Here is a 24,235-nt window from a genome sequence, read left to right on the forward strand (position 1 = left end):
TCTGAGTTTTTTGCTAAGTTAAATCGTAGTGAAAACTTTTTCATCATGGTTCATAAAATTTATGATGGAATCAAAGTCATTAGGGTATTTTTTGATATCTTCAATCGCTTCATAGAGGATATCTTGGTTGAGTACAATATTGGCCAATCTTTTTTGCGTCACAACTCCGGATTGCTCTTGACCAAATAAGTCTCCCTCTCCACGTATTTTTAAATCTTCTTCCGCAATCTTAAAGCCATCAGTATATTTTTCGATTACTTGTAGTCGTTGCATACTGTCAGGAGTTATTTCTCTATCAGTAACAAGAAAGCAGAAGCCTGGTTTATTTCCTCTTCCAACACGTCCTCTCATTTGATGGAGGCTACTTAGTCCAAATCTTTCAGGGCTTAGAATCGCCATTATAGTGGAGTTGATAATATTGATACCTACTTCAATAACAGAGGTCGCAATTAGAATATCAGTTTTATGTTCTTTGAAGTCTGTTATAGCTGCTTGTTTTTCATCTGGAGACATTCTTCCGTGTAAGTAAGCAATTCTAAATTCAGGAAAGTATTGTTTATATAGCTCGTATGTATGTTCAAGGTTTCTGATATCATCATTTTCTGATTCTTCAATGGCCGGAACAACGATATAAGCTTGCTCTTTCATTTCAAGTCTTGTTTTTACAAAACTCAAATAGTTATTTAAGTTGGCATTTGTAACAATCCTTGTTTTCTGCCCCTTTCTACCTCCTGGCATTGTTTTAATTATCGAGATATCGAGATCGCCATACTTTGTTAAACTTAGAGAGCGTGGAATAGGTGTAGCGGACATAATTAAGCAATGAGGATTTTCACCTTTTTTCATTAGCTTGATTCTCTGCTCAACACCAAATTTATGTTGTTCATCAATAATCGCTAATTCAAGATTTTTAAAATTCACGCTATCTTGAAATAAAGAATGTGTGCCAATGACAATATCGCAATCTCCACTCTCTAGTGATTCGTTAATCTTTTTCTTTTCACTGGCTTTCGTGCTTCCAACTAAAAGTTCCACTTTAAATTCATTTCCAAGAATTTCTTCAATTTCACGAAAGTGTTGTAGTGCTAGTGTTTCTGTTGGGCACATGAGTGCTACTTGTCCACCAGTCTTAAGAATTAAGTATGCTGAGGCGACGGCAACTGTTGTTTTTCCGCAACCAACATCTCCTTGAATTAATCGCATCGCTGGCGTTGTTCCTGAAAAGTCAGATACAATATCATCTAAAGCCTTATCTTGATCAATAGTTAACTGATAGGGGTAGAGCGATTTTGCTTTTTGAATCTGATCTAAACTAATCTTTAGGCTTTTCCTCGATAATTCCGTTCTCTTATTTTTTCGTAATTTGATCTTTAGTTGATCATAGATAAATTCTTCATAAATAATTCGACGTTTTGCTTGATCAAACTTGTCTTGACTCCATTCATTAGATGGAACTCTTCCGTGTAGGTATTTAAAGGCCATACTGCGAGAGAGAAGGCCCTTGTCTTCTAGAATATTACTTGGGATTATTTCTGGAATTTTGTCCCAAAATCCATTTGGTAATTTATCGAAAACCTTTTGAATATGATGAGACTTAACACTTTCAATTGTAGGGTAGGTAATACGTAAACCACTTTCGGAATCTGATTTACCAATTTCAAAAAGCTCTGGATTCACAATTTGTAACGAATCATTAAATACAGAAACGACACCTAAGAATTCAAGATGCTTTAGTTGCTCTAGTTTTTTTTGAATCGATTGATAGGCATTAAACCATTTAAGAGTAATATAGTTATCACTAAGATCATCTTTAACTGTAACAGCAATATTTAAAAGAACCGCTCGTCCTTTTCCTCTTGATTTAAAATTAGGCTTGGCCTGCATGGAAACAATCGTTCCACGTCCTCTAAAAAAGTCACCAATATTTGCATATTGAAAATTTGCAATCTCAGGTAACTTAACGATTCGCCTTGGCATCAGCCAAAGCAAATCATTAATTGTATAAATATTTTTTTTATTAAGCGCTTCTAAAGTTTTGGTAGGCTTTGAGTAGAGATCAGAAATTTGAGTAGATAGGATATCCTTATTTGAACTCAATGTTCTCCACCTCATATTCAATATCACCTTTTGGTGCACGAACAACAACTTCGTCGCCTTCTTCTTTACCAATTAGTGCTTTACCTAGTGGGCTATTGTAAGAGATTAAGCCTTTTTTCATATCTGATTCAGACTCACCAACAATTTTAATCGTTTGTGATTCGTCTGTTTCGATATTTAAAATAGTGACAGTTGCACCAAAAACAATTTTGTCAGATTTAATCGTACTTGGATCAATTACTTCACAATGTGCAAGGATACCTTGAAGTTGAGAGATTCGACCTTCTACAACACCTTGTTTTTCTTTTGCAGCATGGTACTCAGCATTCTCTTTCAAGTCGCCTAGTTCTCTTGCTTCTGCAATCGTTACCTTAAGCTCTTCTCTTTCTACTTTGATCAAGTGGTCAAGCTCAGTTTGAATAATATCGTAACCTTGTTTTGTTATTGGATTTGCCATTAATAATTCCTTTATTTAAATAATGCGTTTGCAGCGGCAAGAAGATCATTCTTGCTATCGTCACCATCTCCAGCTCCCTTAAGGACGAAGTAGTCACAAAAATTAGCTTTTTCTTTTTCTACAATGCGATCAGCACTTGATTCACGGCATTCATTATATGCTGTAATGTCGTAGAACTTGCACATTTTACAACAATGAACACTAGCGTAGCAATATGGACACTCCTCTTTTAATGAGATTTTTTGTCCAGGTTCAAGATCTAGTGCCTTATGACACGCATGGCAAGTGATTTCATTATTGTCCAACATTAGAAGCTCCAGCTTTTCTCTATATAAACTTCGGGCGTATTAATTTGGTCATCAGACTTCAAGTAAATTTTTGGCTCTTGTCTCTTATTGTACTCATCAATACTCTTATAGAGTAACTCTTCATTACTTGTTTGAATTGTTTTCGTTAATAAGTAATTAAGAATTAAAACGACGGTACCAGAAGCAATAAGACTTCTCCTGGTATTTGAACTTGGGTTTGTTAGAAAAGCCGATAGGATAAGGCCTGATCCAACAGTACCCATTATTGCAGGACGCCAAATATCTTCTTGTAGCGATTGATAATCATTTAGATAACTTAGGGCCACTTTATCTTTTTCAAGATGGTAGCGAAGACCTTCACCTTTTAAAGATGAGCTTGGGTCAATAAGAATTTCTTGTTGATTAATTACTGCAATGCGCGAGCAAGTCTCATCATTTGCATGAGTCACTAGAGAAAATAAAAGCGATGTAATTATAATAAATTCTTTCACTCTTTATTTTTACCATTTTTCTGGCAATAGGGCTATGCACCTTTTGATTCTATCGTGATAAAATAATAGATATTTTCTAAAGGATATTATGTGGGCCTAATAACGACTAGTTTTAAAATAACAAAAACAATTAGAAATATTTCTCGTTTAAGGGAAATCGCTACTGTTTTTGCTAAAAATGGCCTAGATGAGTTTGTTTCTCAAAACGTAATTAATATAATTCCTAATTTTGTTTTTCCTAGAAAGAGTGAAGAATCTCAAAAAGTATCTGTCCATGATAATTCATGGGGAGACGTGATGGGTTATCGCTTAAGACTTTGCTTTGAAGAACTTGGTCCTGCATTTGTAAAATTTGGACAACTTTTAAGTACGAGAGAAGATATTTTTGATGAAGACTTCATTAAGCATATGAAAAAGCTAAGAGATGAAGTTAAACCAATCCCTTTTTCTGGAATAAAGAAAAATGTTGAGTCATCACTTGGAAAAAAAATTGAAGATGTTTTTAGAAGTGTTGAAGATCAACCGATTGGAACGGCTTCTATTGGCTTAGTTTACCGAGCAGAGCTTTTAACAGGTGAGAAAGTTGTTTTAAAAGTTAAGAGGCCAGGTATTGATCGCATTATTGAAACAGACCTTTCAATACTTATCTTTTTAGCGACACAAACGGAAAAAGCAGCAGATGATTTTAAGTTCTTAGGCTTTTCTAAAGTTTTAGAGGATTTCTCATTCTCACTTCAAAGTGAATTGAATTTCAATGTAGAAGCACTTAATTGTGAAAAACTTAAGAAAATAATTGCAAAATATGATCACTCTGAAATTTTTCATTTACCTAAAATATATAAAGAGTTTACTTGCCATGATTTATTAGTCATGGAGCTTATTGAGGGAATTCCATTTAGTGATAGTGAAAAAATCAGTGAGCATATAGAAGAGCTTGATTCAAAGTTAGATGAGTGTGTGAAAATTTTTATGCGATGTTTTCTAAATGAAGGTTTTTTCCATGCAGATCTTCATGGTGGGAATTTCTTCTATCTTCCAAATGGAAAGATTGCTCTGATTGATTTTGGACTAGTTGGAAATCTTTCTAAAAATGCTCGTCAAAATTTTATTGCTATTATTTATGCAATTCTAACTCAAAACTTCGAAAACTTAGTTTATGAGTTCTTGGATGTTGCCATCTATGAAACAGTACCGGATGTCGATAAATTAATTATTGATATTAAGAATGCAATTGGTCCGCAAATTGGACTAACAGTTCAACAAACAAATTTCTCTTTAATTATTAGTTCGATCATCACAACCCTAAGAGAACATCATATTTTCTTACCTAGTGAATGGTTTGTTGTCTTTAGAGCTCTAATAACACTCGATGGAGTAGGTCAATCATTAGATCTTGATTTTGATATCTTTAGCCTTTTAGAAGGAGATATCAATGATATTATTAGAGATAGTTTCTCTACTGATAGCTTTATTGAAGATGGAATGTGGATTGCTAAGGATGTCTTAAGTGCGTCTCGAATTGTTCCAAGACATCTTAAATGGTTTCTCAAAGAATTTGCGAAGAATAACTATGCAGTAAAAATTAGACACAAAGGAATTTGGAAACCAATTGCATCTCTTGCCAGTAGCGTGAGATTACTTTCATTTTATGTTCTTGGCGGTGTTTTCTTTTTTGCTGGGAAGTCATTTGTTTCTGAACAAGATCTTTATAAGGGTGCATTACTCGATTACCCAACTCTTACTATAATTTTGTGGGTGCTTTCAATATCAGCAATTGGCTATGGGACTTTGAAGCACAGAAATTAAATACTATCTGCTCCAGTAATATAAATTTGAGGAATCAACTCTTGTAGCTCGATGGCTTGTTCTGGTCCAAAAAGTAGTGGTAAAAGTTCTTCTTTTTTAAATAAAAAAGATTCTTCGTTGATAGTAAGTGTTACCTTATCTAAATCTGGCTTAAAGTCTGAAATAGACACGGCATTTTTAGTGATGGCCTTTAAAAAATTCGAAAATTCACAAGTATTAATAATTTTACCCCAGGCTAGATGAATAAAAAAAGACTCTTCATCAAGTGGAGTAGGGTTTAATAGTTGAAGTCCTTTAAATTTCTCAAGTTCTTGCCTATTATTTGAAAAAGAACACTCGTGAATAATTCCTTTTAAGTCTTGTCCTTTCTCAAAGAATAGATAATCGCCATTATCGTTTGTAAAAGTCTTCATTGAAGATATTTGTTTAATATCGTTCCATTCTTTTAGAGATCTCTGAATTGAGATGGTGTCTTTATAAGATTTATTATATTTTTTTTCTAAATTTTCTTTATCAATTTCTTGAATATTAATCGGCCAGTAACCCCTCTGTCGTATTTTCTCTTCTGTTACTGGAGTATCTCCAATTACAGCAGTTAATCCAAACTGAGTGTAGCCAAGCTTCTTATAGACACTCATATTATCACTCCAAAGAATGACGAGAGAGTAGTTATCTTTATAGATGCTCTTTATGTGATTATAGAGTTCTTTAAAATGACCTTGTCCTTGGAACTCTTCCTTAGTAACAATTCCACCCAGTAATAATGTTTTTAACTCATGCCCTTTATAATGTAGTGTTACTGGTCTAACACCAATATGCGCGACGATATTTTCATTATCATCAAGTAGTAGGTGACAATTGTGATGATTGCTCTCCTTCATTAGTTGATAGAAGTCAGTATTAAAGCTGTTTTCATCTTTATAATGAAAAGCCTTTTCAATTTCTTTATTGAGAGCATTTTTTAAATGAGAATATTGTTCTAGAGTTGTAAATATCATGTCGATTTATTTTACATTTAATTGCAAATAAAATCTTGAATAAAATTATCCAGAATTCAAAAGCCCCATAAACACTGAGGTTAATTCTTAACTAGGCAAAAAGTTTCGTATAAGAAATATACAATTTTTTTCTAAAGAGTTAAGAAATTGGAGCGATAAGGTGGTGTAACAATTGTACAGCTGTATGGATTTCAGCTGACTGACAGGAAGGAATCTTGTCGGTACCCAGTCAAGGAGGATCGAATGGGACTACGAATTAACACGAACGTTGCATCTCTAAACGCACAGAGAAACCTACGTGGAACACGTCTTGGTATGCAACAATCTCTAGAAAAATTATCATCAGGTCAGAGAATTAACAGAGCGGGTGACGATGCCGCAGGTCTAGCAATCTCTGAAAACCTAAAGGCTCAAATTAGAGGTCTTGGACAAGCTGAAAGAAACGCAGAAGACGGTATTTCACTAGTTCAAATCGCTGAAGGTGCTTTAGGGGAAGTTTCAAATATCCTAATTAGACTTAGAGAACTATCAGTACAAGCAGCTTCGGATACTATTGGAGCAACTGAAAGAAAGTTCCTAAACGTAGAATTCGAACAATTAACTTCTGAAGTTGATCGTATCGCTAACTCAACAGAATTCAACAGAGTACCACTACTAAACGGTACAGGTGCAGTATTTGATATCCAAATCGGTACGCGTAATGACCCTATATCAGATCGTTTAACGTTTGATGCATCATCAGCTGACGTAAACGTAGCAGCTCTTGGTCTTAACTTAGCATCAGTTGCTGATAAGATTTCTGCACAGAACTCTCTATCATCAATTGATCAGGCGATTATCTCTGTATCTGGTATTAGAGCGGACTTTGGTGCCCTTCAAAACAGACTTCAGTCAACGGTAAATAATATTGCAACGTCGATTGAAAACTTAAGTGCGGCAAACTCTCGTGTAAGAGACACTGACGTAGCAGCAGAAACTGCAAACTTAACAAAACAAAACATTTTAATGACTGCCGGTACTTCGGTTCTTGCTCAGGCGAACACTAGTACAAACAGTGCACTAAGCTTAATCCAGGCTGCTGCTCAAGGGTAATAATCCCTGACAGCGCCGGATGGCACTAGCATTGTTTAGAAAATTTTAGAGTAAAGAACACGGAGTCAATAATATGCATACTACTGGATAAGTTATGTACGGCAATTAGAGACTGCAACCTTTGATTGCTTGGCAAATATATATAGAGGAATGATTGGTTTATCCGTAGAAGCATTATTTAATTATTAACGAATTTATTGAGCTGGATGCTCAATTATCAAACAGGAGGTTTATATGATGATTAAAGGAGACTAATCATGGGAATCAGAATTAATACAAACGTGGCATCAATCGCAGCACAAAGAGCAATGTCACTTACAAATAAAAGAGTTGGGGACAACTTAAGAAAACTATCTTCAGGTGAACGTATTACAAAGGCTGGAGATGACGCCGCTGGACTGGCAATTAGTGAAAACTTAAAAGCTCAGATCAGAGGTATGAGGCAAGCAAAGAGAAACGCAAACGATGCAATCTCACTTGTCCAGGTAGCAGAAGGTGGATTAAATGAAGTTTCAAATATCATCATTCGTCTTAGAGAGCTTGCAGTACAGACTGCCTCTGACACGATTGGGGATACTGAAAGAGCATTTTCAGACATCGAGTTCCAACAGCTTAAAGAAGAGATTGATAGAATCGCAAAATCTTCTAACTTTAACGGAACACAGCTACTCGATGGAACAGGTGGCAAGCTCGAGTTTCAAGTTGGGATTCACAATGATCCAATGCTTGATCGACTTACTTACGATGCAGCAGGATCAGATGCTACAATCACAGCACTTGGACTTGCCTCAGATAGTGTGTCCACTAAAGAAGGCTCTCAAGCAGTTCTTCAAAAACTTGACGATGCGTTGGTCGCAGTCAACGGTTATCGTGCCAGTATGGGTGCGTTACAGAATCGACTCACATCAACAGTCAATAACTTGGGGATCAGTGATGAGAACTTGAGTGCGGCAAAATCGCGAATTAGAGATGTTGATGTGGCAAAAGAAACTGCCGACATGACTAAAAACAATATCTTAATTCAGGCGGGAGCCTCTGTTCTTGGACAGGCAAACCAAGTGCCAAATGTGGCGTTAAAACTAATCGGATAAACTAATCATATAGGCGACTATGGTCCTGAATAGGACATAGTTGCCTCCTCTTTTTTTTCTCAAAAAACAAATCTTACCTATATAATAGAATCATGACTGAACAAAGAACCAAGACAATTCTAATCTTTGGTATTTCTTCATTTGTGGGCTCATCACTTGCAAGCTTTTTAAAGAAAGACTACAAAATCATTGGTACTTATCATAAGAACCCTGTATCTATTGATGGCATAACAACTGTTCCATGTGATGTTCACAGTAAGCAAGAAGTTCAGTTAATCATGTATACATTTAAACCAGACATTACAATATATGCGGTAGGTTTATCTTCAATTGTGGATTGTGCACTAAGTGAGAGAAGGGCGGATGCTTTAAATACAAGTGGACTCTTTACTGTGGCAGATGTTTGTCAGCGATATAAATCACAAATTATTTATTTATCTTCAAGTTTCGTTTTCTCAGGTGAATCATCTGAAAATTTTGAGTTAGATATTCCTGATCCAACTACTACTTATGGCAAGACTCAGGCGGCTGCGGAATTTTATATTCAAAAATCCTCTCTAAATTACTTAGTTTTTAGAGTTTGTCGATTATATGGAAGAGGCGGTGTACACGTTCGTCGTAATCTCTTTGAGAAAATTCAAGCAAAGCTTCATGCACGAGAAGAGATTGAACTTGATGACTATATTAAAACGGGCTTTCTCGATATTGACTACCTTGGAATGGTTATCAAAATTTGCATCGAAAGAGGTCTTAAGAATCGTTTGTTACAAATTAGTTCAAATGATTTTATGTCGACTTATTCTTTTGGAAAACTGTATTGTCAAAAATTTCAAGAACCACAAAAGTTGATTGCATCGGCCAAATGGCCATATCCAATTATGAGTTCAGCAAAGGTTGGAGATAATAGTTCAGGTGTTCTAAATTTTAATATGAATATCACTAATGCTGAGGGCTATCTGCATTTGCGTCTACCAACTGTAGAAGAGTCTTTAGAATATTCAGCTCAAAAGTTACGGGTAGGCCTTGATGCTAAGGAAGCACATGAGTCTAAGGATACAATTAACTATATCTAAATCTTCTTAGCGCGCAGAAAGCTTGATAAATTCGCTTAAGTAGTGTCTTACAAGTGCATCACAATCAACAACTTCATTTTCAAAACGCCATGTGATTTGATTAAATGGCCCGATGTGTGCGCGGATCTCGTGAAGATGTCCACCGCCATGAACTTGAGATTCATTAGTTCTAGCACTAAAGATGTCTTTCCCATTCGCTAAGAAGCCAATTGAAATAAGATCATCTGATTTTCTTGCAAAAATAAGACGAAGTGAATTGCGATAGATCATAAAGTCATTGATTGTATTAGCAATCTTAAAAATTTTGATCGTATTATTATCACCGCGGTATTCATTGAATTTATGGACATAAATCTCAAAAAGATCTCTGAGCTTATTCATGAAGTTAATTGAAGATTCTTCAAGTTGGAATGCTGGATTTAAGTGGTCGTTAAAACTTACAACACCACTCTCGTCCATATTGATCTCTTCGAGAGCAAGATTTTCGATCCATTTTGTTGATACTTCCGTGTTTCTTTCAAATTTTGTAATATCCATAACTTAAATTCTACTAGATATTGATGATTTGAAAAGAATTTTTTGGATTGCGCAATGGAAAGGGCAGTGTGAATGAGCTAGATGAGCGATGAAAGTTTCCGCCCGTCGTACGACAGGGGGATGTAGTGATAATCACTTTAGGCTTCCCACTGATTCATGGGCCTGCTCACCGTGACCAGTGACCACTTCCTTTCTAAGCTTTGTAGGGCGAAACAACTTTATTTGGTGCCCATCTAGCTCACTCATAAATTATACCCGAAAAACGTAAACGGCAACAATAATAGGCATAATTAAAAGCACTTGACGGTAGTATTTACAGATACTTATGAACAAATACACCTTTTTTTTGAACCAAATGCGCGAAGTGTTAAAATATTATTAAGAAAAGTTAAAGCTTTACTCAGTTATTGCCGAAACTTTCAAGTAGTTATTTAAGTTTCAACCCCGCTGAATGGGGGCGATTGAAAGGAGTATGAAATGAAAACCTTGCTAGCGTTTCTAAAAGACGAAGAAGGTCAAACATCAACAGAGTATATCTTACTTGTTGCTGTTGCAGCGATGCTTGTTATGAAGTTTAAGGAAAAGGCATCAGAGGGTATTACAACTCTTACTGATGGTGTTTTCGGGAACACGGATAACCTACTTCGCGAACTACAAGGAAACTAATTCTTCCGCTCTTTAGTTTGATGCGACTATCAAGCACTCTACTCTAGAGAGCGGAGGAAAAACTTTCTCACCAAAACCTTTTGCATACTTAATGTAGAATATTAAGTATGTCACGTCAGTCTCAAAGCGGTCAGGCTTTAATAGAGTATATTTTTATCTTAGCATTCTTTGCTGGTATTTCCATTGCAATGGCAAGGGGAATAGGGGCTTATACTACAGGCTTTTTTAAAAGTTTTGCATTCCATTTATCGCAGGAGCTTGCAACAGGCTCGTGTCCTAATGGCTGTTGGCATTCACCATATGTAAACCAAGATAGGTAGGTTAGAGTGCCCGTTAGTGTCTATGTTTTTATCTTTATTCAATTACTCTATGTTTCTTATATCGATATTCAATCTCGAAAGATTGCAAACGTATGGTCAATTGGAAACATCTTTTTATTTTTAGTTCTCGTATTGTTCTTCCCGAATAACTACATTATTGGAATTGAAACACTTCTTTACCCTCTAGGGATATTTCTCGCAGGTTTTTTACTTTTTATTTTAAAAATTATGGGCGGTGGTGATTCGAAATATTTAGCTAGTTTATTTCTTTTAATTCCAGTCGCTCATCAAGATCAAGCTTTGATCTCCCTTTCTGTTGTAACAGTGATTGTCGGGCTTTCAGTTTTTATTACGAATATTCTTAAAAATCTTGAGTTTATTATTCAGGCTTTTAAAGAAGGTAATATCGTTCAGATTAAAAAGATTTTTGGGAAGAAATTTGCGTTTGCCCCTGTTATACTTATTTCATGGATATTTCTAGGATGGAAAATAAAAAAGCATATATTCTTTTAAATGAAAGGGGACAATCGACAGTAGAGTATATTTTACTTTTTGTTGTTGTGACATCTTTTGCAATGCTAGTCTTCAAAAGTGAAGGTTTCCAAGGCATGATTGGAGAGGGCATGTTTGGTACATTGGCCCGCTCTATGGAATACTCAGCTCGCTATGGTGATAAAGGTAGTGTCGATTCATATGGAAAAACTTATGGAAATCCAGTTCATCCCCTCTATTATAATAATGATGAAGGAAGGTCTCACTTCTTCTCTCCTGTAGGAATTTATGATGAGCAATTATAAGAAGATAAGAAATCAAAATGGGCAATCGACAATTGAGTTCCTATCAACTTTTACTTTTGTGATCGCTTTCTTTTTTGTTTTTGCAAAGATTGCAATTAATTATACAAATACTTATCTTCTTCAATATGCAAATTTTATGGCATCACGAGCGTATCTCGTTGCAGATAATAAAATTCAAAATGACTCTCTTGCACGTCAAAATGCAACGGAAGTTTTCAACTCATATAATGTTGTTAATTGCGGCACTGATTGTCAGATAAAATTTAATTCAAAAACAACAAACCAGTGGTTCTTAAGTGGAACGTATCTAGATTATAAAACAAAATTCTCTGTCATGAAGGTATTAACAGGTGATATTGACTTAGACTTTCGAATTGAATCGTTTCTAGGAAAAGAGCCTACGATAAGAGAGTGTCTTGCTCAGGTTTGTCGAGCTTTTTCTGAGGTTGCCACTGATCTAGGAAATGGGAATTGTTCAAGTACGAACTCAACGATCTATGATAACGGATGTTAACTTGAGTGCAGATCAAAAAAGAACAATATTTAAAAATGAAGAAGGACAGGCCTTATTTGAGGCGATGATTTTTATTCCAATTCTTCTTTATATGGTTGTAATGCTCATTACAGTAGGCAACTCAATCAATGCATCGATTAATCAGAATAAAGCAACTCGAACATATACATTTTATATTCTTAAAGGAAACTCTGATGGAATTGGTGGAAATGATATCAGAAGCTTAAGTGGGACGTTCACTGAGGTTGGAGGCTTTATGATTGGTTGGAATAAAACACTACAATCTAATAGTACACCGATTTCATCAAGCTTTAAAATTCCAACTCTTCCTTGGGCCGCAGCTGAAGATGAAAATTGCGAAGAAGCAGGTGATCCAGAGGATACAAATTGTATTAAGGTGTTCACTTTGTTTGGAGTCTGTGGTGAGACCTTCACTAAACCAGGTGATGTTTTATTTAGGGCCAATGATGCCACTATCCTTTCACCGGTCACTTCTTGTAGCTATAAGTAGCCAAAAATGCCTCATTGTAACTAAATGCTTGTTTTTTGTTAAAATATTAAGTGATTACTTAACGAAGTAAAACAGGATGTTTTATGAATACTAGAGCTTTTACGCTGGCCCTTATTATTGCAGGTGTTGCCATGTTTATGGTCCACACTTATATCGAAGATCAACAATCTGCTTTGATTAAAAAGTATGGAACAATGAGTTCTGTTCTTGTTGCTAAAGAAGATATTCGCGAGTTCGATCTACTGGATGAAACGAAGGTTTCAATTATTACAGTTCCACAGAAATTCTTAGCTCCTGGAAGTTTTAAAACAGTAAAAGAAATTGAAAATACAATTGCGACAGTTCCAATTCTAAAAGGCGAGCAAATTACGAAACCACGTGTAACATATCCTGGAGAGAGTACAGGTCTTTCAAGAGAAGTTACAGTGGGGATGCGTGCAATTGCTTTCCAAGTTGATGAAAGAAGTTCAGTAGGAAAGCTTATTCGTCCTGGTGATCGTGTCGATGTTCTAGCACCGATTGATTACACAGGTGGAGCGAGAAAAGATCAAGAAAAAATCGTTACAATCCTTCAAGATGTTCGTGTTCTTTCAACAGGGATGAGTGTTTCAAATAATATTCCTCTAATTGGTGTTAAAACAGAGGAAGTTGTAAGAAAAATGAAACTTAACACTTACTCTAATTATACAACGGTAACGTTAGAGCTTAGTCCATTTCAAGCTCAGAAGATTGCGCATCTTTATGTATTCCAACCAAATAAACCAATTCTGACTTTAAGAAATATTAATGATGGTGAGAAGGCAATGATCGAAGGAACTCGACTCTACGATATTCTTTCGGATACTGATAAGAATGAGGCAAGGGCCTTCTTTAACGAAAAATATAAGAAAAAGAATTAATGAGAATATTAACGTACTTAACTCTATTTATATTTGCATTAACGGCCAGCGCTCAGCAGGCCTCTTCTGGTATTGGGGTATCTGAAGAAAAAGTAGAGGTAGTTCTTGGTATTGATAAAGTTTTACCAATTGATTTCACAATAACATCTCGAAGTGTACAAATTGCAAATCAAAGAATTCTTAAAGTACAACCAGTTAATACTGCGGCGGGAACAAGTGAGCTTGTTTTAAAAGGTGAAGCACCTGGTATTACTTCTGTTACTGTTCGAGATCGCTTAGGTGCTATTAAAAAGCGTTATCTTGTAACTGTTACTGCAACAGAGAAGTCAAAGCTTATTGCAGAAATTAAAGAACAATTGGGACCAATTGAAGGTTTAGAAATAAACTTGAAGGGTGGTAAGGTCTTTGTTGAAGGAAAGATTATTGTTCCTGGAGATATTGGGCGAATTGTAAAAGTTTTAGAAGATTACCCAGATGTTAAGAACCTTGTTGAAGTTTCACCACAGACTTATTTAATTATTTCTCGAGAAATGCAAGAAGGTCTAAGAAGAAATAACTTAAAAGATGTAACAGTTAGATTCTTTAATAATTCATATTTATTAGAAGGAATTGTAAACTCAGAAGAAGAAAGTAACCTTGCTGTTAAAATCGCGGCGACATACTTACCTGATAGAATTCAAAGTTTAGCTAGAAGAACAGATTCTGTTCAGCAACTTGATAAGGGTGAGATTATTAGAAACTTTCTGGCTATCAATAGAAAGCCTCAGCCACCTCAAGCCGCAAAACTTATTAAAATAACTGCTCAATTTGTTGAGCTTTCAAAAGATTATAATCGTGTCTTTGGATTTAAATGGAATCCAAGCGTTGGAACAACAGGTGGACAGATCGTTTTTGGACGTACTGAAAATGGTGGAACAGTAACGACTTCATCTGCTGGTAGTTTTGGTGGAACAATCTCACAACTATTTCCTAAACTGAGTTCTGCTAAAGCAGCTGGTTATGCTCGAATTGTTCAATCTGGGATGGTGATCACTAAAGATGGTGAAAAGGCAAAGTTATCTAAGGGTTCTGAGAGGAACGTTGCGGTTGGTACTGGGGAGTTCCAACAAGCAAAAGTTATCGAAGCGGGATTTAACTTAGATGTAACACCTAAGATTCTACAAGAAGAAAAAATTAATCTTGATATTATTCTTGGTGTTTCTTCTTCTCAAGGAACAGATAAACAAACTAATAATCTCGATACGAAAATTATTGTTAAGTCTCGTGAATCAGCGGTTGTTGGTGGTATTTCAATTAATAAAACTGCTACCGAATATGACAAAGACCCACCTGATGGTGTTTCAACAACTGGTAGTGATGGAAGTGAAGAAGGACAAGTTTTTTCTTTGTTCTCATTTGTACGCTCAAAAGATGTTTCAAAATCTAAAGAGCAATTTGTTGTTTTTATCACTCCTGAGATTATTGAGAGTGCCTCAACTGGTACTGAAGATATTAAAAGAAAATTTAGAAAGAGGGGGCCATAGTGGCCGAAGGTCATATTATTACAGTCATTGGTGGTAAAGGCGGCGTAGGGAAATCCCAAGTTGCTACAAACCTAGCTTTTGCTTTCAGTGGTGAAAAGCGATCTAAGACATTACTTCTTGATTTCGATCAAAGAGCTAGTGGTGACTTGAATTTGTTAACTGGAATTAAAACAAATAAGAACTTAAAAGATCTTTTTAATTTTAATGGAAATATTGATCCACGAACTTTTCAGCCATTCGTAAATATGCACCCAAGTGGTGTTCATTATATTGGTTTACCAAATGATCCTGTAGCAACTGAAGGGATGAGTGTTGATGGAGCTGGTAAGGTACTTAAAGCCGTAAAAAGCATGTATCCACTCACTGTTATTGACGTTGGAACGGAAATCACTGATCTCACTGCAAAGGCTTTAGAGCATTCAACGATGATTTTAGTTGTGATAACTCCAGACCTTCTTGCTCTAAATCAGACTAAGCGCCTTGTTTCAGAATTAATAACAATGATGTTTCCTAAAGAAATGATTCATTTTGTTTTTAATCAGGCGCAAAAAGGTCATCCTGTAACTGCTGATGTGGCCGGGAAATCTGTTGGTCGCCCTGTTTTAGCTCAAATTCAAAAAGATGAACAAACTTGTGCAATGGCCATTAATCAGAAGAAACCAGTTATGCTGGCGGCTAAAAATAGTGCTTTTGCTAAAGGTGTCACAGAGTTAGTTCGTACAATCAATGGAAAGGGAATTCTTAGTCAATTGGCTAAGCTTAATAAACCTAATGATGTTGGTACAAAACAAGAGCGTCCAACTGGTGCTGCTGCAAATGGATGGCGAGATCTAAAACTTAGAATTCATAAAGGTCTTGTTGAAGAAATGGATCTATCTAAAGATGATGATAACGATCCGAAAGCGAAAATTATTCTTAAAGAAAAGACTAAGAAAGTCGTTATTGATTTACTTGGTAAAGAAGATACAAAAGGCATTTTAAACAATCGCGATGATATGAATAGCATTGTTAAAGAAATTCTAGATGAAGCCTTAGGACTAGGGCCTCTAGAGGACTTGCTTGCTGATTCGTCAATCTCTGAAATTATGGTTGTTGGACCTAATAAGATTTACTATGAAGAAGATGGAAAGGTTAAGCTTTCAAAAGTAACTTTTTCAAACGATAGACAGGTTCTTAATGTTATTGAAAGAATTGTTGCTCCAATTGGTCGTCGTATTGATGAAAAGACTCCATACGTTGATGCCCGCTTGCATGATGGTTCTAGGGTTCATGCAATTATTCCTCCTTCTGCAATTGACGGATGCTGTATTACAATTCGTAAATTCCCTGAAGAGAGACTTACTTATAAACACCTTGTTCAATTCGGTTCTTTCACTCAGAATATGGCGGACTTCTTACGTATCGCTGTTGAAGGACATAAGAATATAATTGTTTCTGGTGGTACTGGTTCCGGGAAAACAACACTGGTAAATATTTTGGGAAGTTTTATTCAGGCCAATGAACGTATTATTACTTGTGAAGACTCTGCTGAACTTAGTTTTCCTCAAGAGCACGTTGTTCGTTTAGAAACACGCCCTCCTTCACTTGAAGGCGATGGAGAAATTGATATTCGTTGTCTAGTAAAGCAATGTCTAAGAATGCGTCCTGAGCGTATTGTTGTTGGTGAGTGTCGTGGTGGTGAAACACTGGATATGCTCCAAGCTATGGGGACAGGGCACGATGGTTCTCTAACGACAGTTCACTCAAACAATCCAAGAGAGTGTATTGGACGTATTGAAACTCTTGTACAGTATGCAGGAGCTGGTCTTACTCCAAAAGCAATTCGTGAAATGATTGCCAACGCAGTTCATTTGATCATTCAAGCTTCACGTCTGGATGATGGTTCTCGTAAGATTACACATATTACTGAAATTGGTGGTATTCAGGGAGAGGTTGTTACTCTTCAAGATATTTTCCTCTTTCAACAAAAAGATATCGATAAGAACGGGAAAATTATTGGCTCCCATCAGGCGACTGGTTTTATTCCAAAGTTTATCGAAACCCTTGAAAGACAAGGTTACAATATTCCTCGTGGTTTATTTTCAAATGCTCCTGGTGCTAGTGGTGGGGCCACACCTGCTAACGCTGATAAGAAAGCACCACCACCTCCAAATAAGAGACCTCCACAGCAGGGACAACAAAGGCCACGACCGGGTCAGCCTCAAGCTAGACCAAGACCAGGCAATAGTGCACCACCTGTGAAGAAGAAGGCTTAGGATATAGAGGTATAAATGAGTTTTTTTATTGAACAAATAGGACGAAGTGGATTAATTGGACTTATTGGTTTAATCTTCTTTCTATTTTGTTATCGCTATTCAGTTGGTATTTTTGATTTAATTGAAAAACAAACATTTGGTACTCGAACATATATTTTAGAAAAGTTTGAATTACTTTTTATCGACGTCAAGCCAGATCATGTTACGTATGCACTCCTAGCATTGTCATTTGGACTTGGAACTCTAACTCTTATTACTTTTGGTTTATTTGGAAGTTGGGGTGGTGGAGCGTTTCTTGGCCTAATCGTTGGTTTTGTAGGATTTAAGGCGCCTAAACCTGTTGTTGATTACCTCGTTAATCGTCGTATTTTAGCTTATCAAAACCAGATGGTAGATGGTCTAACTCTGCTTTCAAATGGTCTTAGAGCAGGTCTATCAGTACCTCAAGCTCTTGGTATGGTTGTTGATGAGATGCCTCCTCCTATCTCTGAAGAGTTTAATATTATCCTGCAGCAGAACAGAGTTGGGGTAACTTTAGAGGAGTGCTTCGAAAACTTGGCAGAAAGAATTCCTACTCAAGACAATGATATGTTCGTTTCAAGTGTTAATATTTTACGCGAAACCGGTGGTAATCTTGCTGAAGTTTTTGACACTATTGTCACTGTTATTCGTGAACGCATTAGATTGAAGCAAAAAATCGATACCGCCACGGCCCAGGGAAAGTTTCAGGGCTTCACAATTGCGGCCATGCCCTTTGTAATTCTAGCTATTTTCTCTGCAAATGATCCAACTCTGCTACCAAAGATGTTTTCTTCGGCCATTGGGATTGTCTTATTTGTAGTCGCCTGTGTTTTAGACGGTGTTGGAACCTTCTTCATTCTTAAAATAGTGAAAATTAAAGAATAAAGTTATTATATGTTTAAGTTTTAGTTAAAGGCCTCCGATATGCCTATGGAGAGAATGAAGATTCTTTAACTAAATAAGGATACAAGTCATGAGGATCAGTTTAAAACTATTAGTACTATGTTTGTTTTCACTGGCATCGATTGCTGGTGTAAATCTGAAAAACGGAAATTTCTACATTACGTACACGGATATTATCGTACCTGGTGGTGGGAATGACCTAGTTGTTGAAAGAACGTACAACTCTAAATCTCCTGGAAAGGGGTGGTTTGGTTATGGTTGGGGTTCTGATTATGAAACTTTCTTAGTTGTTTCAGCAGATGGTTCTGTAACAGTTCACGAGAATGGTTCAGGTGCTAAGACTCGTTTCACTCCAAGACAGGCTGTAGATCCTAAAGCAGCGGCAGAGAAAATCGTTGATGTGATGAGAAAGAAAACTTCTCTTTCGACGACAGTTGCAAAGACTCTTGTTACGAAGCTTACAAATGATGCTGAACTTAGACAAGCATATGCTAAGAAGTTCAATGTATCTTCAAACCTTGCAGTGGGAACTGAACTATACTCAAATGTTCGCGGGCTGCAAAAAGTCGTAAAGACAGCGAAAGGTTATATTAGAAAGTATAATGATGGAAAAGAGAACCACTTTGATAAAGAAGGTAAGCTTATTCAAGTAAAAGATAAGAACGGATATGTTGTTAATCTTGATTACACGAAAGAAGGTTCACTAAAGTCAATCAAGGACTCAATGGCCAAGCAAATCTTTTTTAAGTGGTATCCAAATGGTCTTGTGAAATCAGTAGAATCTGGTGCTGGTAAAAAGACGACTTATACTTATGACACAAATTATAACTTAGTAGATGCAAAAGATATTTCAGGGAATCATTTCAAGTATGATTACGATGCTAATCATAATATGACTCTTATTACTTATAAAGATGGATCAACTCAAAAGATTGCTTATGAAAAGAAAACTCAATTTGTAAAAGAACTTACAAAGAGAAGTGGTGAAGTAATTAAGTACTCATATGAGAGTAATCCTAAAAACCCTGATTTCCACTACTGGACTTTAGTAGCAAAGAAATCACCAACTAAGAAAGAAGTTGTAAATCGTTATGAGTACGAGATCAAGAAGAAACCAGACGGATCTCACTATACTTACAGAATCCTTACTGTAATTAATGGGCTTAAAACAGAGACGATTTATACAGAGTGTTGTTCTCTTCCAAAGCAGATTAAGAGAGGAAATCACGTAACTAATTTTGAATATAATAAAGATGGACTACTTGTTAAAAAGGCTTCTTCAAGAGGTGACTTTGTAGAGCTTGAGTATCACAAGCAATTTAAGAAGATTACTAAAGTAGTTAACCCACGTGGTTGGACAGAGTTTGACTATGATAAGAAGGGTAACCTTAAGAAAGCTAATAACTCTAAAGGTATGTCTGTTGTTTTACTTTACGATTCTAAAGGTCGTATTTCAAAAATGATGGATTTAAATAAAAAGACTAAGCAGAAAAGAGCTCTTGAGTTTCAATACAATGCTCAAGGTAAGCCAGTTGAGATTACTATGAATAAAGTAGGAAAGATCAACGTTAAATACGATAACTACGGTGAGATTCTAAAAGTAGAATCGAAAGCAGGACATAAGATGGCCTTACAAGTTACTCAGGCCTTCCAATCACTCTTAGCAATTGTTAAGCCTGCTGGTGTAAACCTAAATATGTAATTGGAGGGATATATGAAGAAACTACTAACGCTTTTATTGGTTCTTGGATCATTTAGTATTTTTGCTGCAGAAAGTGCGGCTACTGGTGAAAAAGATGGTGAGTGTCCAAAAGTTAACTTAGATAACAGAGATACATCACCTACAACTGCTATACCATCTTCATCTGAAGTGCCGGCAACACCAGGTGGAACTACATCTGATCAACAATAAGATTATTTTAAATTTATTATCTTATACTAAAGGGCCCGTTATGAAACGGGCCTTTTTTTGTTAAAAATCTAAACACTGTACAAAATATTACACCCTCTATTGCTCTAACTACTTAAAAAGACATCCGAAAAGTTGGCATTTTCCTTGCTTTATAAATAGCAAAGAAACAAAACCATAATGGGGGAAATTATGAAAAAGTTAGCATTAGTATTTTTATTTCTATTAAGTGTAACAAACGTATTTGCATTAGATGAGTCAGGAACTAGCTGTGATGATATGTATGCAAGCTCTGATAGTGTAGCAAGTGTAGAAGCGGAAGCTCCAGCAGCAGCACCAACATCATCAAGTTCATCAACTCAATCGATTGGACAATAAAATTTAACTCAAACAATTATATTCAACTCCTTAAAAAGCCTGGCCACGTAGTCAGGCTTTTTTTTGCCTGAACTCCTCAAATACAGCTATAATACATTTATGGACAATAATATAACGACTGCATATTGTGCTCAGAAAGGGCGTGAAAATTTAAACTACTATGACCGTATCAGTGCCCTTGAAGCTTTAGAAGCTGAAATAAAGGCCCGTGAGAGGGATATTTTAGCTGCACTAAAAGCTGACTTAAGCAAGAGTGCATTTGAGTCTTATCTTTCTGAAATTGATTTTTGTTTACATGAAATTAAGCTCATAAAGAAAAAGTTGAAAAAGTGGATGAAGCCTAAGAAGGTTTTCTCTCCGCTTCCTTTCATGCCTGCTCGAAGTGCTATACATAGTGAACCGTATGGACAAGTTTTAGTCATTGCTCCTTGGAATTACCCATTTCAATTGGCCATGGTTCCTCTAATTGGAGCAATTGCGGCAGGCAATAAAGTTATTGTTAAACCTTCAGAGTTAGCGCCGGCCACTTCTAAAATAATTAATACAATTATAACTAACGCTTTAGATAGTGAGATAGCTGCAGTTATTGAAGGTGGTGTCGCGGAGACCACAGAGCTATTGAGTTTAAAATTTGATTATATCTTCTATACTGGAAATGGTCATGTCGGTCGAATTGTGATGGCGGCAGCGGCCAAGTTTCTAACACCCTTAACTCTCGAATTAGGTGGTAAATCACCAGCGATAGTTGGAACGAAGAATATCGATTTAGCTGCTAAGAGAATTGTATGGGGGAAATTTTTTAATGCCGGTCAAACTTGCGTTGCTCCAGATTATATTCTTATAAAAAAATCAGATGAAGAAGCTTTTCTCAAAGCGACCCAAAAATATTTAAGAAAATTCTATAGTGATGAAATTAAACAAAGTGGTGACTATGGTAGAATTATTAATGAGAGGCATTTTGATAGACTCTCATCTCTGATCAATCAAGACGACATTGTTATTGGTGGAGATGTTGATAAGGGACAATTATATATTTCTCCAACTTATGTAAGGGCCAACAAAGATAGTGCAATTATGAAGGATGAAATATTTGGCCCTATTATGCCTATTATCAACTCTGAAAGTTTAGATGAGTCAATTGAGTTTGTTAAAAGCTATGATAAGCCGCTTGCTTGTTATGCTTTTCTTGATTCTAATAGCGATAAGAAAAAGGTTATTGAAAGCATTAGCAGTGGTGGAATGGTCATTAATGATACGATTGTACACTTATCAAATGAAAAGCTGCCATTTGGTGGCGTAGGTGAGTCAGGAATGGGGGCATATCACGGTGAGTTCTCATTTAAGCTTTTCTCTCATGAAAAAGCCGTTATGAAGAGAAGCTTTTGTTTAGAAAATGATCTACGTTACCCTCCTTATGAAAAGAAGGTTTCATTTGTCCGTAAAATTATGAATCTACTGTCTTAATAATTTACGGTCATTGAAAGCTTTTCAATACTCAAAAACTTATATTAATTATTAGTATAATAGGGTCATGAAAATGGCCCATTTTTATATTCTTTTATTAAGCTCACTTATATTTGCTAATTCTTCTTTAGCACTAACTATTTTAGATCGTGCTGATATCCCTGAGGTTTTTCAAAGAGAATATATCTATACATCTTCGCAGAGGCATTCATTTGTACAGACATATGGAGTTACAACTTGTGTTGCTGTCGTTATGAGTAATGCAGATGGAAAATCGATATTGGCCCATCTTGATAGTGGGACTAAGTTGAATGGCGCGATTTCAGATTTTGTGAAGATCTTGGGTGATGTTAATTCTATTCGTTTATATGGAGGACAGCCTCCTTATCGTTTAGAAGAAAATATTATTTCTGAATTATCAAAACATAGTTTATACCCAGAGCTCATTATACGAAATGAAAATAATGAATCACTAAATCTTATTCTAGACCTTAGGACTGGAGATGTTGTTGAATATGACGAAATGCATTCATCCACAGACTATAGAGTTGCTAACGAAAAAGTTAAAAGATTGAAGTTCTCTTCCCGTATAAGTCGCCATGAAGAATCCATAGGTGGAGGAGATATAATCGAAGTTGATCAGTCTAGTAATCAATTTGACTTTAATATGTTTTTACTTCCGTAATCTTTCTAACATGCTAGACTTTTTCTATGAAAAGTCTCAAAACAATTATTTTAATCTTAAGCTGTTTTTTATCAATTACTACCCTAGCTAAAGTAGCTGCAAAAGAAGTCTTTAAAACAAATGACATTATTTGGGGACTTACCTTTATCAATGAAAATGAAATTCTTTTCACTGAAAGAGGTGGAAAGATCAAGTATCATAACTTTGAAACTAAACAAACAAAAGACTTACTTGCTCCTAGTGTGAAGGCCCGTGGCCAAGGTGGAATGCTAGATATTGTCTATAAAAAAATAGGTGATAAGTCCTATGCATATTTCACATACTCTTCTGAAGTTAAAGGGGTCGTTGTTACAACTTTAGCTCGTGCGCAATACTCTAAGGCTCAACTGAAAAAGTCTGAAGTTCTTTTAGAAACCAAGATTATAAGTGATACAACTCGCCACTTCGGTTCACGTTTATTATTTAAAGGTAACTTTTTATTTATGACTGTAGGAGATCGAGGAGAAAGAAAATATGCTCAAGATCTCTCTTATCATAATGGTAAAATTCTTCGTTTAAATTTTGATGGTAGTGCTGCAAAAGGAAACCCGTTTGAGAATAAAAGTGGTGCCCTAAAAGAAATTTGGAGTTATGGACATCGCAATCCACAGGGCATTGGGATGAACCAGAAAGGAGATGTCTTTAGCTGTGAGTTTGGGCCGCGTGGTGGCGATGAACTCAATCTAGTAAAACCTGGGCTTAATTATGGATGGCCAGTAATCACATATGGAAAAGAATATTGGGGCCCAAGCATTGGTGAAGAGAAGAAGAAGGGAATGGAGCAGCCCCTTGTGCACTGGACACCAAGTATCTCGCCATCTGGTATGGTTGTATATGAAGGAAATAAATATAAGGACTGGCAAGGAGATATCTTTTTAGCGGCCTTGGGAAGTGAGCATCTCAGAAGGCTTAAAATGGATGGTAATAAGGTTATTGCACAAGAAAGCTATCTTGAGGAGCTTGAAGAAAGGATGCGCCAGATAGCTATTTCACCGGCCGGAGAGCTCTATTTAACGACTGATTCGGGTAAGATACTAAAGGTTGTAAGGTAAGTGTTAAAAATCTAGACAGCAACGAAAAATCGTATACATCTTAAACATTTACTAGTGTTTAAGTTGTTGAAAACACAAGTCCTTTTGTTGGCATACATCATGCATTGAATATAGTGACTACAAAAGGAGAAGTATTATGAAAAAGTTATTTTTATTATCTGTACTAACACTACTATCAGCTCAGGTGTTTGCCGGAGTAAAAGAAGCATCGACTAATACATCTGATGATTCTATTTGTGAAACGAGGGGACTAAACCTCAAACAAAAAATGCAAGAAATTGATGAGTTAATTGCGAGTTCTGGTGGGACAGTTGAAAGAGAGACTGAGTCAAAGTCGATCAATCAATAA

At 36.1% G+C, this 24,235-nt stretch carries 27 protein-coding genes and 1 other RNA gene; 21 read left to right on the top strand and 7 right to left on the bottom strand.

All coding sequences use genetic code 11. The features are described 5' to 3' along the window. Positions 1–18 precede the first annotated feature (18 nt). From ACMAYX_RS14745 to ACMAYX_RS14760, 4 genes are read right to left on the bottom strand one after another with little or no spacing between them, the layout of a single operon-like run. Positions 19–2,097, bottom strand: coding sequence for an ATP-dependent DNA helicase RecG (locus ACMAYX_RS14745; protein WP_158246903.1), 2,079 nt, complete (start codon positions 2,095–2,097; stop codon positions 19–21). Next, positions 2,084–2,554 carry a transcription elongation factor GreA gene (gene greA / locus ACMAYX_RS14750; protein ID WP_392993748.1) on the bottom strand — a complete coding sequence of 157 codons (471 nt, stop codon included), beginning with the start codon at positions 2,552–2,554 and terminating at the stop codon, positions 2,084–2,086. The genes ACMAYX_RS14745 and greA overlap by 14 nt, the downstream gene beginning before the upstream one ends. A gap of 11 nt (positions 2,555–2,565) precedes the next feature. Beyond that, positions 2,566–2,862 (bottom strand): hypothetical protein, encoded by a 297-nt coding sequence (locus ACMAYX_RS14755; protein ID WP_412463565.1) that lies wholly within the window; start codon positions 2,860–2,862, stop codon positions 2,566–2,568. After that, positions 2,862–3,353, bottom strand: a complete 492-nt coding sequence (locus ACMAYX_RS14760; protein WP_103218435.1) for a hypothetical protein — start codon at positions 3,351–3,353, stop codon at positions 2,862–2,864. Before ACMAYX_RS14760 ends, ACMAYX_RS14755 begins: the two co-directional genes overlap by 1 nt. Positions 3,354–3,443: 90 nt before the next feature. Between ACMAYX_RS14760 and ACMAYX_RS14765 the strand changes: the two genes are divergently transcribed. Continuing rightward, a complete protein-coding gene (locus ACMAYX_RS14765; protein ID WP_103218434.1) occupies positions 3,444–5,159 on the top strand; it encodes an ABC1 kinase family protein in 1,716 nt (571 codons plus the stop codon). On the opposite strand, the gene ACMAYX_RS14770 is transcribed toward ACMAYX_RS14765, so the two are convergent. Then, on the bottom strand, positions 5,156–6,157 hold the full coding sequence (locus ACMAYX_RS14770) for a GNAT family N-acetyltransferase (RefSeq protein WP_392993744.1): 1,002 nt from the start codon (positions 6,155–6,157) through the stop codon (positions 5,156–5,158). The two genes, ACMAYX_RS14765 and ACMAYX_RS14770, sit on opposite strands and share 4 nt — an antisense overlap. Before the next feature lie 243 nt (positions 6,158–6,400). On the opposite strand from ACMAYX_RS14770, the gene ACMAYX_RS14775 reads away from it, so the two are divergent. The 3 genes from ACMAYX_RS14775 to ACMAYX_RS14785 all read left to right on the top strand — a co-directional run bounded on the left by ACMAYX_RS14775 (position 6,401) and on the right by ACMAYX_RS14785 (position 9,413). After that, a complete protein-coding gene (locus ACMAYX_RS14775; RefSeq protein WP_021267425.1) occupies positions 6,401–7,249 on the top strand; it encodes a flagellin in 849 nt (282 codons plus the stop codon). Between the two features lie 257 nt (positions 7,250–7,506). Next, a complete protein-coding gene (locus ACMAYX_RS14780) occupies positions 7,507–8,340 on the top strand; it encodes a flagellin (RefSeq protein ID WP_103218432.1) in 834 nt (277 codons plus the stop codon). Between the two features lie 92 nt (positions 8,341–8,432). Next, the gene (locus ACMAYX_RS14785; protein WP_103218431.1) at positions 8,433–9,413 is read left to right on the top strand and encodes an SDR family oxidoreductase; all 981 of its coding nucleotides are present in this window, start codon (positions 8,433–8,435) and stop codon (positions 9,411–9,413) included. Positions 9,414–9,419: 6 nt separating this feature from the next. Here ACMAYX_RS14785 and ACMAYX_RS14790 read toward each other — a convergent pair whose 3' ends face one another. Further along, a complete protein-coding gene (locus tag ACMAYX_RS14790) occupies positions 9,420–9,950 on the bottom strand; it encodes a hypothetical protein (protein WP_103218430.1) in 531 nt (176 codons plus the stop codon). Positions 9,951–10,020: 70 nt separating this feature from the next. Then, positions 10,021–10,193: non-coding RNA, 6S RNA (gene ssrS / locus ACMAYX_RS14795), on the bottom strand. 234 nt (positions 10,194–10,427) lie between these two features. On the opposite strand from ssrS, the gene ACMAYX_RS14800 reads away from it, so the two are divergent. The 17 genes from ACMAYX_RS14800 (at position 10,428) to ACMAYX_RS14880 (ending at position 24,235) form a co-directional block, all read left to right on the top strand. Then, on the top strand, positions 10,428–10,616 hold the full coding sequence (locus ACMAYX_RS14800; protein WP_021267549.1) for a Flp family type IVb pilin: 189 nt from the start codon (positions 10,428–10,430) through the stop codon (positions 10,614–10,616). 107 nt (positions 10,617–10,723) lie between these two features. Beyond that, positions 10,724–10,936, top strand: coding sequence for a Flp family type IVb pilin (locus ACMAYX_RS14805; protein WP_146037872.1), 213 nt, complete (start codon positions 10,724–10,726; stop codon positions 10,934–10,936). A 6-nt stretch (positions 10,937–10,942) separates the two neighbouring features. Next, positions 10,943–11,449 (top strand): prepilin peptidase, encoded by a 507-nt coding sequence (locus ACMAYX_RS14810; RefSeq protein ID WP_103218429.1) that lies wholly within the window; start codon positions 10,943–10,945, stop codon positions 11,447–11,449. Next, a complete protein-coding gene (locus ACMAYX_RS14815; protein WP_103218428.1) occupies positions 11,419–11,733 on the top strand; it encodes a hypothetical protein in 315 nt (104 codons plus the stop codon). The genes ACMAYX_RS14810 and ACMAYX_RS14815 overlap by 31 nt, the downstream gene beginning before the upstream one ends. Then, the gene (locus ACMAYX_RS14820; RefSeq protein ID WP_103218427.1) at positions 11,720–12,247 is read left to right on the top strand and encodes a hypothetical protein; all 528 of its coding nucleotides are present in this window, start codon (positions 11,720–11,722) and stop codon (positions 12,245–12,247) included. The genes ACMAYX_RS14815 and ACMAYX_RS14820 overlap by 14 nt, the downstream gene beginning before the upstream one ends. A 1-nt stretch (position 12,248) precedes the next feature. Further along, on the top strand, positions 12,249–12,758 hold the full coding sequence (locus ACMAYX_RS14825; protein ID WP_412472116.1) for a hypothetical protein: 510 nt from the start codon (positions 12,249–12,251) through the stop codon (positions 12,756–12,758). Positions 12,759–12,841: 83 nt separating this feature from the next. Next, positions 12,842–13,657 (top strand): Flp pilus assembly protein CpaB, encoded by an 816-nt coding sequence (gene cpaB, locus ACMAYX_RS14830; protein WP_103218425.1) that lies wholly within the window; start codon positions 12,842–12,844, stop codon positions 13,655–13,657. Beyond that, positions 13,657–15,180, top strand: a complete 1,524-nt coding sequence (locus ACMAYX_RS14835; protein WP_103218424.1) for a pilus assembly protein N-terminal domain-containing protein — start codon at positions 13,657–13,659, stop codon at positions 15,178–15,180. The genes cpaB and ACMAYX_RS14835 overlap by 1 nt, the downstream gene beginning before the upstream one ends. Beyond that, entirely contained in the window at positions 15,180–17,435 is a 2,256-nt protein-coding gene (locus ACMAYX_RS14840) for an ATPase, T2SS/T4P/T4SS family (RefSeq protein ID WP_412472117.1), read from the top strand. Before ACMAYX_RS14835 ends, ACMAYX_RS14840 begins: the two co-directional genes overlap by 1 nt. Before the next feature lie 15 nt (positions 17,436–17,450). Then, positions 17,451–18,341 (top strand): type II secretion system F family protein, encoded by an 891-nt coding sequence (locus ACMAYX_RS14845; RefSeq protein WP_103218422.1) that lies wholly within the window; start codon positions 17,451–17,453, stop codon positions 18,339–18,341. A gap of 88 nt (positions 18,342–18,429) precedes the next feature. Then, positions 18,430–20,061 carry an RHS repeat domain-containing protein gene (locus tag ACMAYX_RS14850; protein ID WP_103218421.1) on the top strand — a complete coding sequence of 544 codons (1,632 nt, stop codon included), beginning with the start codon at positions 18,430–18,432 and terminating at the stop codon, positions 20,059–20,061. 12 nt (positions 20,062–20,073) lie between these two features. Continuing rightward, entirely contained in the window at positions 20,074–20,271 is a 198-nt protein-coding gene (locus tag ACMAYX_RS14855) for a hypothetical protein (protein ID WP_103218420.1), read from the top strand. A gap of 189 nt (positions 20,272–20,460) precedes the next feature. After that, positions 20,461–20,646 (top strand): hypothetical protein, encoded by a 186-nt coding sequence (locus ACMAYX_RS14860; RefSeq protein WP_103218419.1) that lies wholly within the window; start codon positions 20,461–20,463, stop codon positions 20,644–20,646. Positions 20,647–20,745: 99 nt separating this feature from the next. Further along, entirely contained in the window at positions 20,746–22,110 is a 1,365-nt protein-coding gene (locus tag ACMAYX_RS14865; RefSeq protein ID WP_412471053.1) for an aldehyde dehydrogenase family protein, read from the top strand. Positions 22,111–22,177: 67 nt separating this feature from the next. Then, positions 22,178–22,795: a hypothetical protein gene (locus ACMAYX_RS14870; RefSeq protein WP_146037870.1), complete on the top strand. Its 618-nt coding sequence runs from the start codon at positions 22,178–22,180 to the stop codon at positions 22,793–22,795. Positions 22,796–22,821: 26 nt separating this feature from the next. Continuing rightward, complete coding sequence (locus tag ACMAYX_RS14875; protein ID WP_412470420.1) at positions 22,822–23,886, top strand: PQQ-dependent sugar dehydrogenase; 1,065 nt, start codon at positions 22,822–22,824, stop codon at positions 23,884–23,886. Positions 23,887–24,022: 136 nt separating this feature from the next. Then, positions 24,023–24,235, top strand: coding sequence for a hypothetical protein (locus ACMAYX_RS14880; RefSeq protein WP_103218416.1), 213 nt, complete (start codon positions 24,023–24,025; stop codon positions 24,233–24,235).

Origin of the sequence: Halobacteriovorax sp. RT-2-3, assembly GCF_047085075.1 — a bacterium.
GTDB lineage: Bacteria > Bdellovibrionota > Bacteriovoracia > Bacteriovoracales > Bacteriovoracaceae > Halobacteriovorax_A.

Bases quoted from the DNA above. Each gene is read 5' to 3' on its own strand.
- greA (WP_392993748.1), bottom strand. From the start codon at position 2,554: ATGGCAAATCCAATAACAAAACAAGGTTACGATATTATTCAAACTGAG.
- ACMAYX_RS14755 (WP_412463565.1), bottom strand. From the start codon at position 2,862: ATGTTGGACAATAATGAAATCACTTGCCATGCGTGTCATAAGGCACTA.
- ACMAYX_RS14770 (WP_392993744.1), bottom strand. From the start codon at position 6,157: ATGATATTTACAACTCTAGAACAATATTCTCATTTAAAAAATGCTCTC.
- ACMAYX_RS14775 (WP_021267425.1), top strand. From the start codon at position 6,401: ATGGGACTACGAATTAACACGAACGTTGCATCTCTAAACGCACAGAGA.
- ACMAYX_RS14780 (WP_103218432.1), top strand. From the start codon at position 7,507: ATGGGAATCAGAATTAATACAAACGTGGCATCAATCGCAGCACAAAGA.
- ACMAYX_RS14785 (WP_103218431.1), top strand. From the start codon at position 8,433: ATGACTGAACAAAGAACCAAGACAATTCTAATCTTTGGTATTTCTTCA.
- ACMAYX_RS14790 (WP_103218430.1), bottom strand. From the start codon at position 9,950: ATGGATATTACAAAATTTGAAAGAAACACGGAAGTATCAACAAAATGG.
- ACMAYX_RS14800 (WP_021267549.1), top strand. From the start codon at position 10,428: ATGAAAACCTTGCTAGCGTTTCTAAAAGACGAAGAAGGTCAAACATCA.
- ACMAYX_RS14805 (WP_146037872.1), top strand. From the start codon at position 10,724: ATGTCACGTCAGTCTCAAAGCGGTCAGGCTTTAATAGAGTATATTTTT.
- ACMAYX_RS14815 (WP_103218428.1), top strand. From the start codon at position 11,419: ATGGAAAATAAAAAAGCATATATTCTTTTAAATGAAAGGGGACAATCG.
- ACMAYX_RS14820 (WP_103218427.1), top strand. From the start codon at position 11,720: ATGAGCAATTATAAGAAGATAAGAAATCAAAATGGGCAATCGACAATT.
- cpaB (WP_103218425.1), top strand. From the start codon at position 12,842: ATGAATACTAGAGCTTTTACGCTGGCCCTTATTATTGCAGGTGTTGCC.
- ACMAYX_RS14835 (WP_103218424.1), top strand. From the start codon at position 13,657: ATGAGAATATTAACGTACTTAACTCTATTTATATTTGCATTAACGGCC.
- ACMAYX_RS14845 (WP_103218422.1), top strand. From the start codon at position 17,451: ATGAGTTTTTTTATTGAACAAATAGGACGAAGTGGATTAATTGGACTT.
- ACMAYX_RS14850 (WP_103218421.1), top strand. From the start codon at position 18,430: ATGAGGATCAGTTTAAAACTATTAGTACTATGTTTGTTTTCACTGGCA.
- ACMAYX_RS14855 (WP_103218420.1), top strand. From the start codon at position 20,074: ATGAAGAAACTACTAACGCTTTTATTGGTTCTTGGATCATTTAGTATT.
- ACMAYX_RS14860 (WP_103218419.1), top strand. From the start codon at position 20,461: ATGAAAAAGTTAGCATTAGTATTTTTATTTCTATTAAGTGTAACAAAC.
- ACMAYX_RS14865 (WP_412471053.1), top strand. From the start codon at position 20,746: ATGGACAATAATATAACGACTGCATATTGTGCTCAGAAAGGGCGTGAA.
- ACMAYX_RS14870 (WP_146037870.1), top strand. From the start codon at position 22,178: ATGAAAATGGCCCATTTTTATATTCTTTTATTAAGCTCACTTATATTT.
- ACMAYX_RS14875 (WP_412470420.1), top strand. From the start codon at position 22,822: ATGAAAAGTCTCAAAACAATTATTTTAATCTTAAGCTGTTTTTTATCA.
- ACMAYX_RS14880 (WP_103218416.1), top strand. From the start codon at position 24,023: ATGAAAAAGTTATTTTTATTATCTGTACTAACACTACTATCAGCTCAG.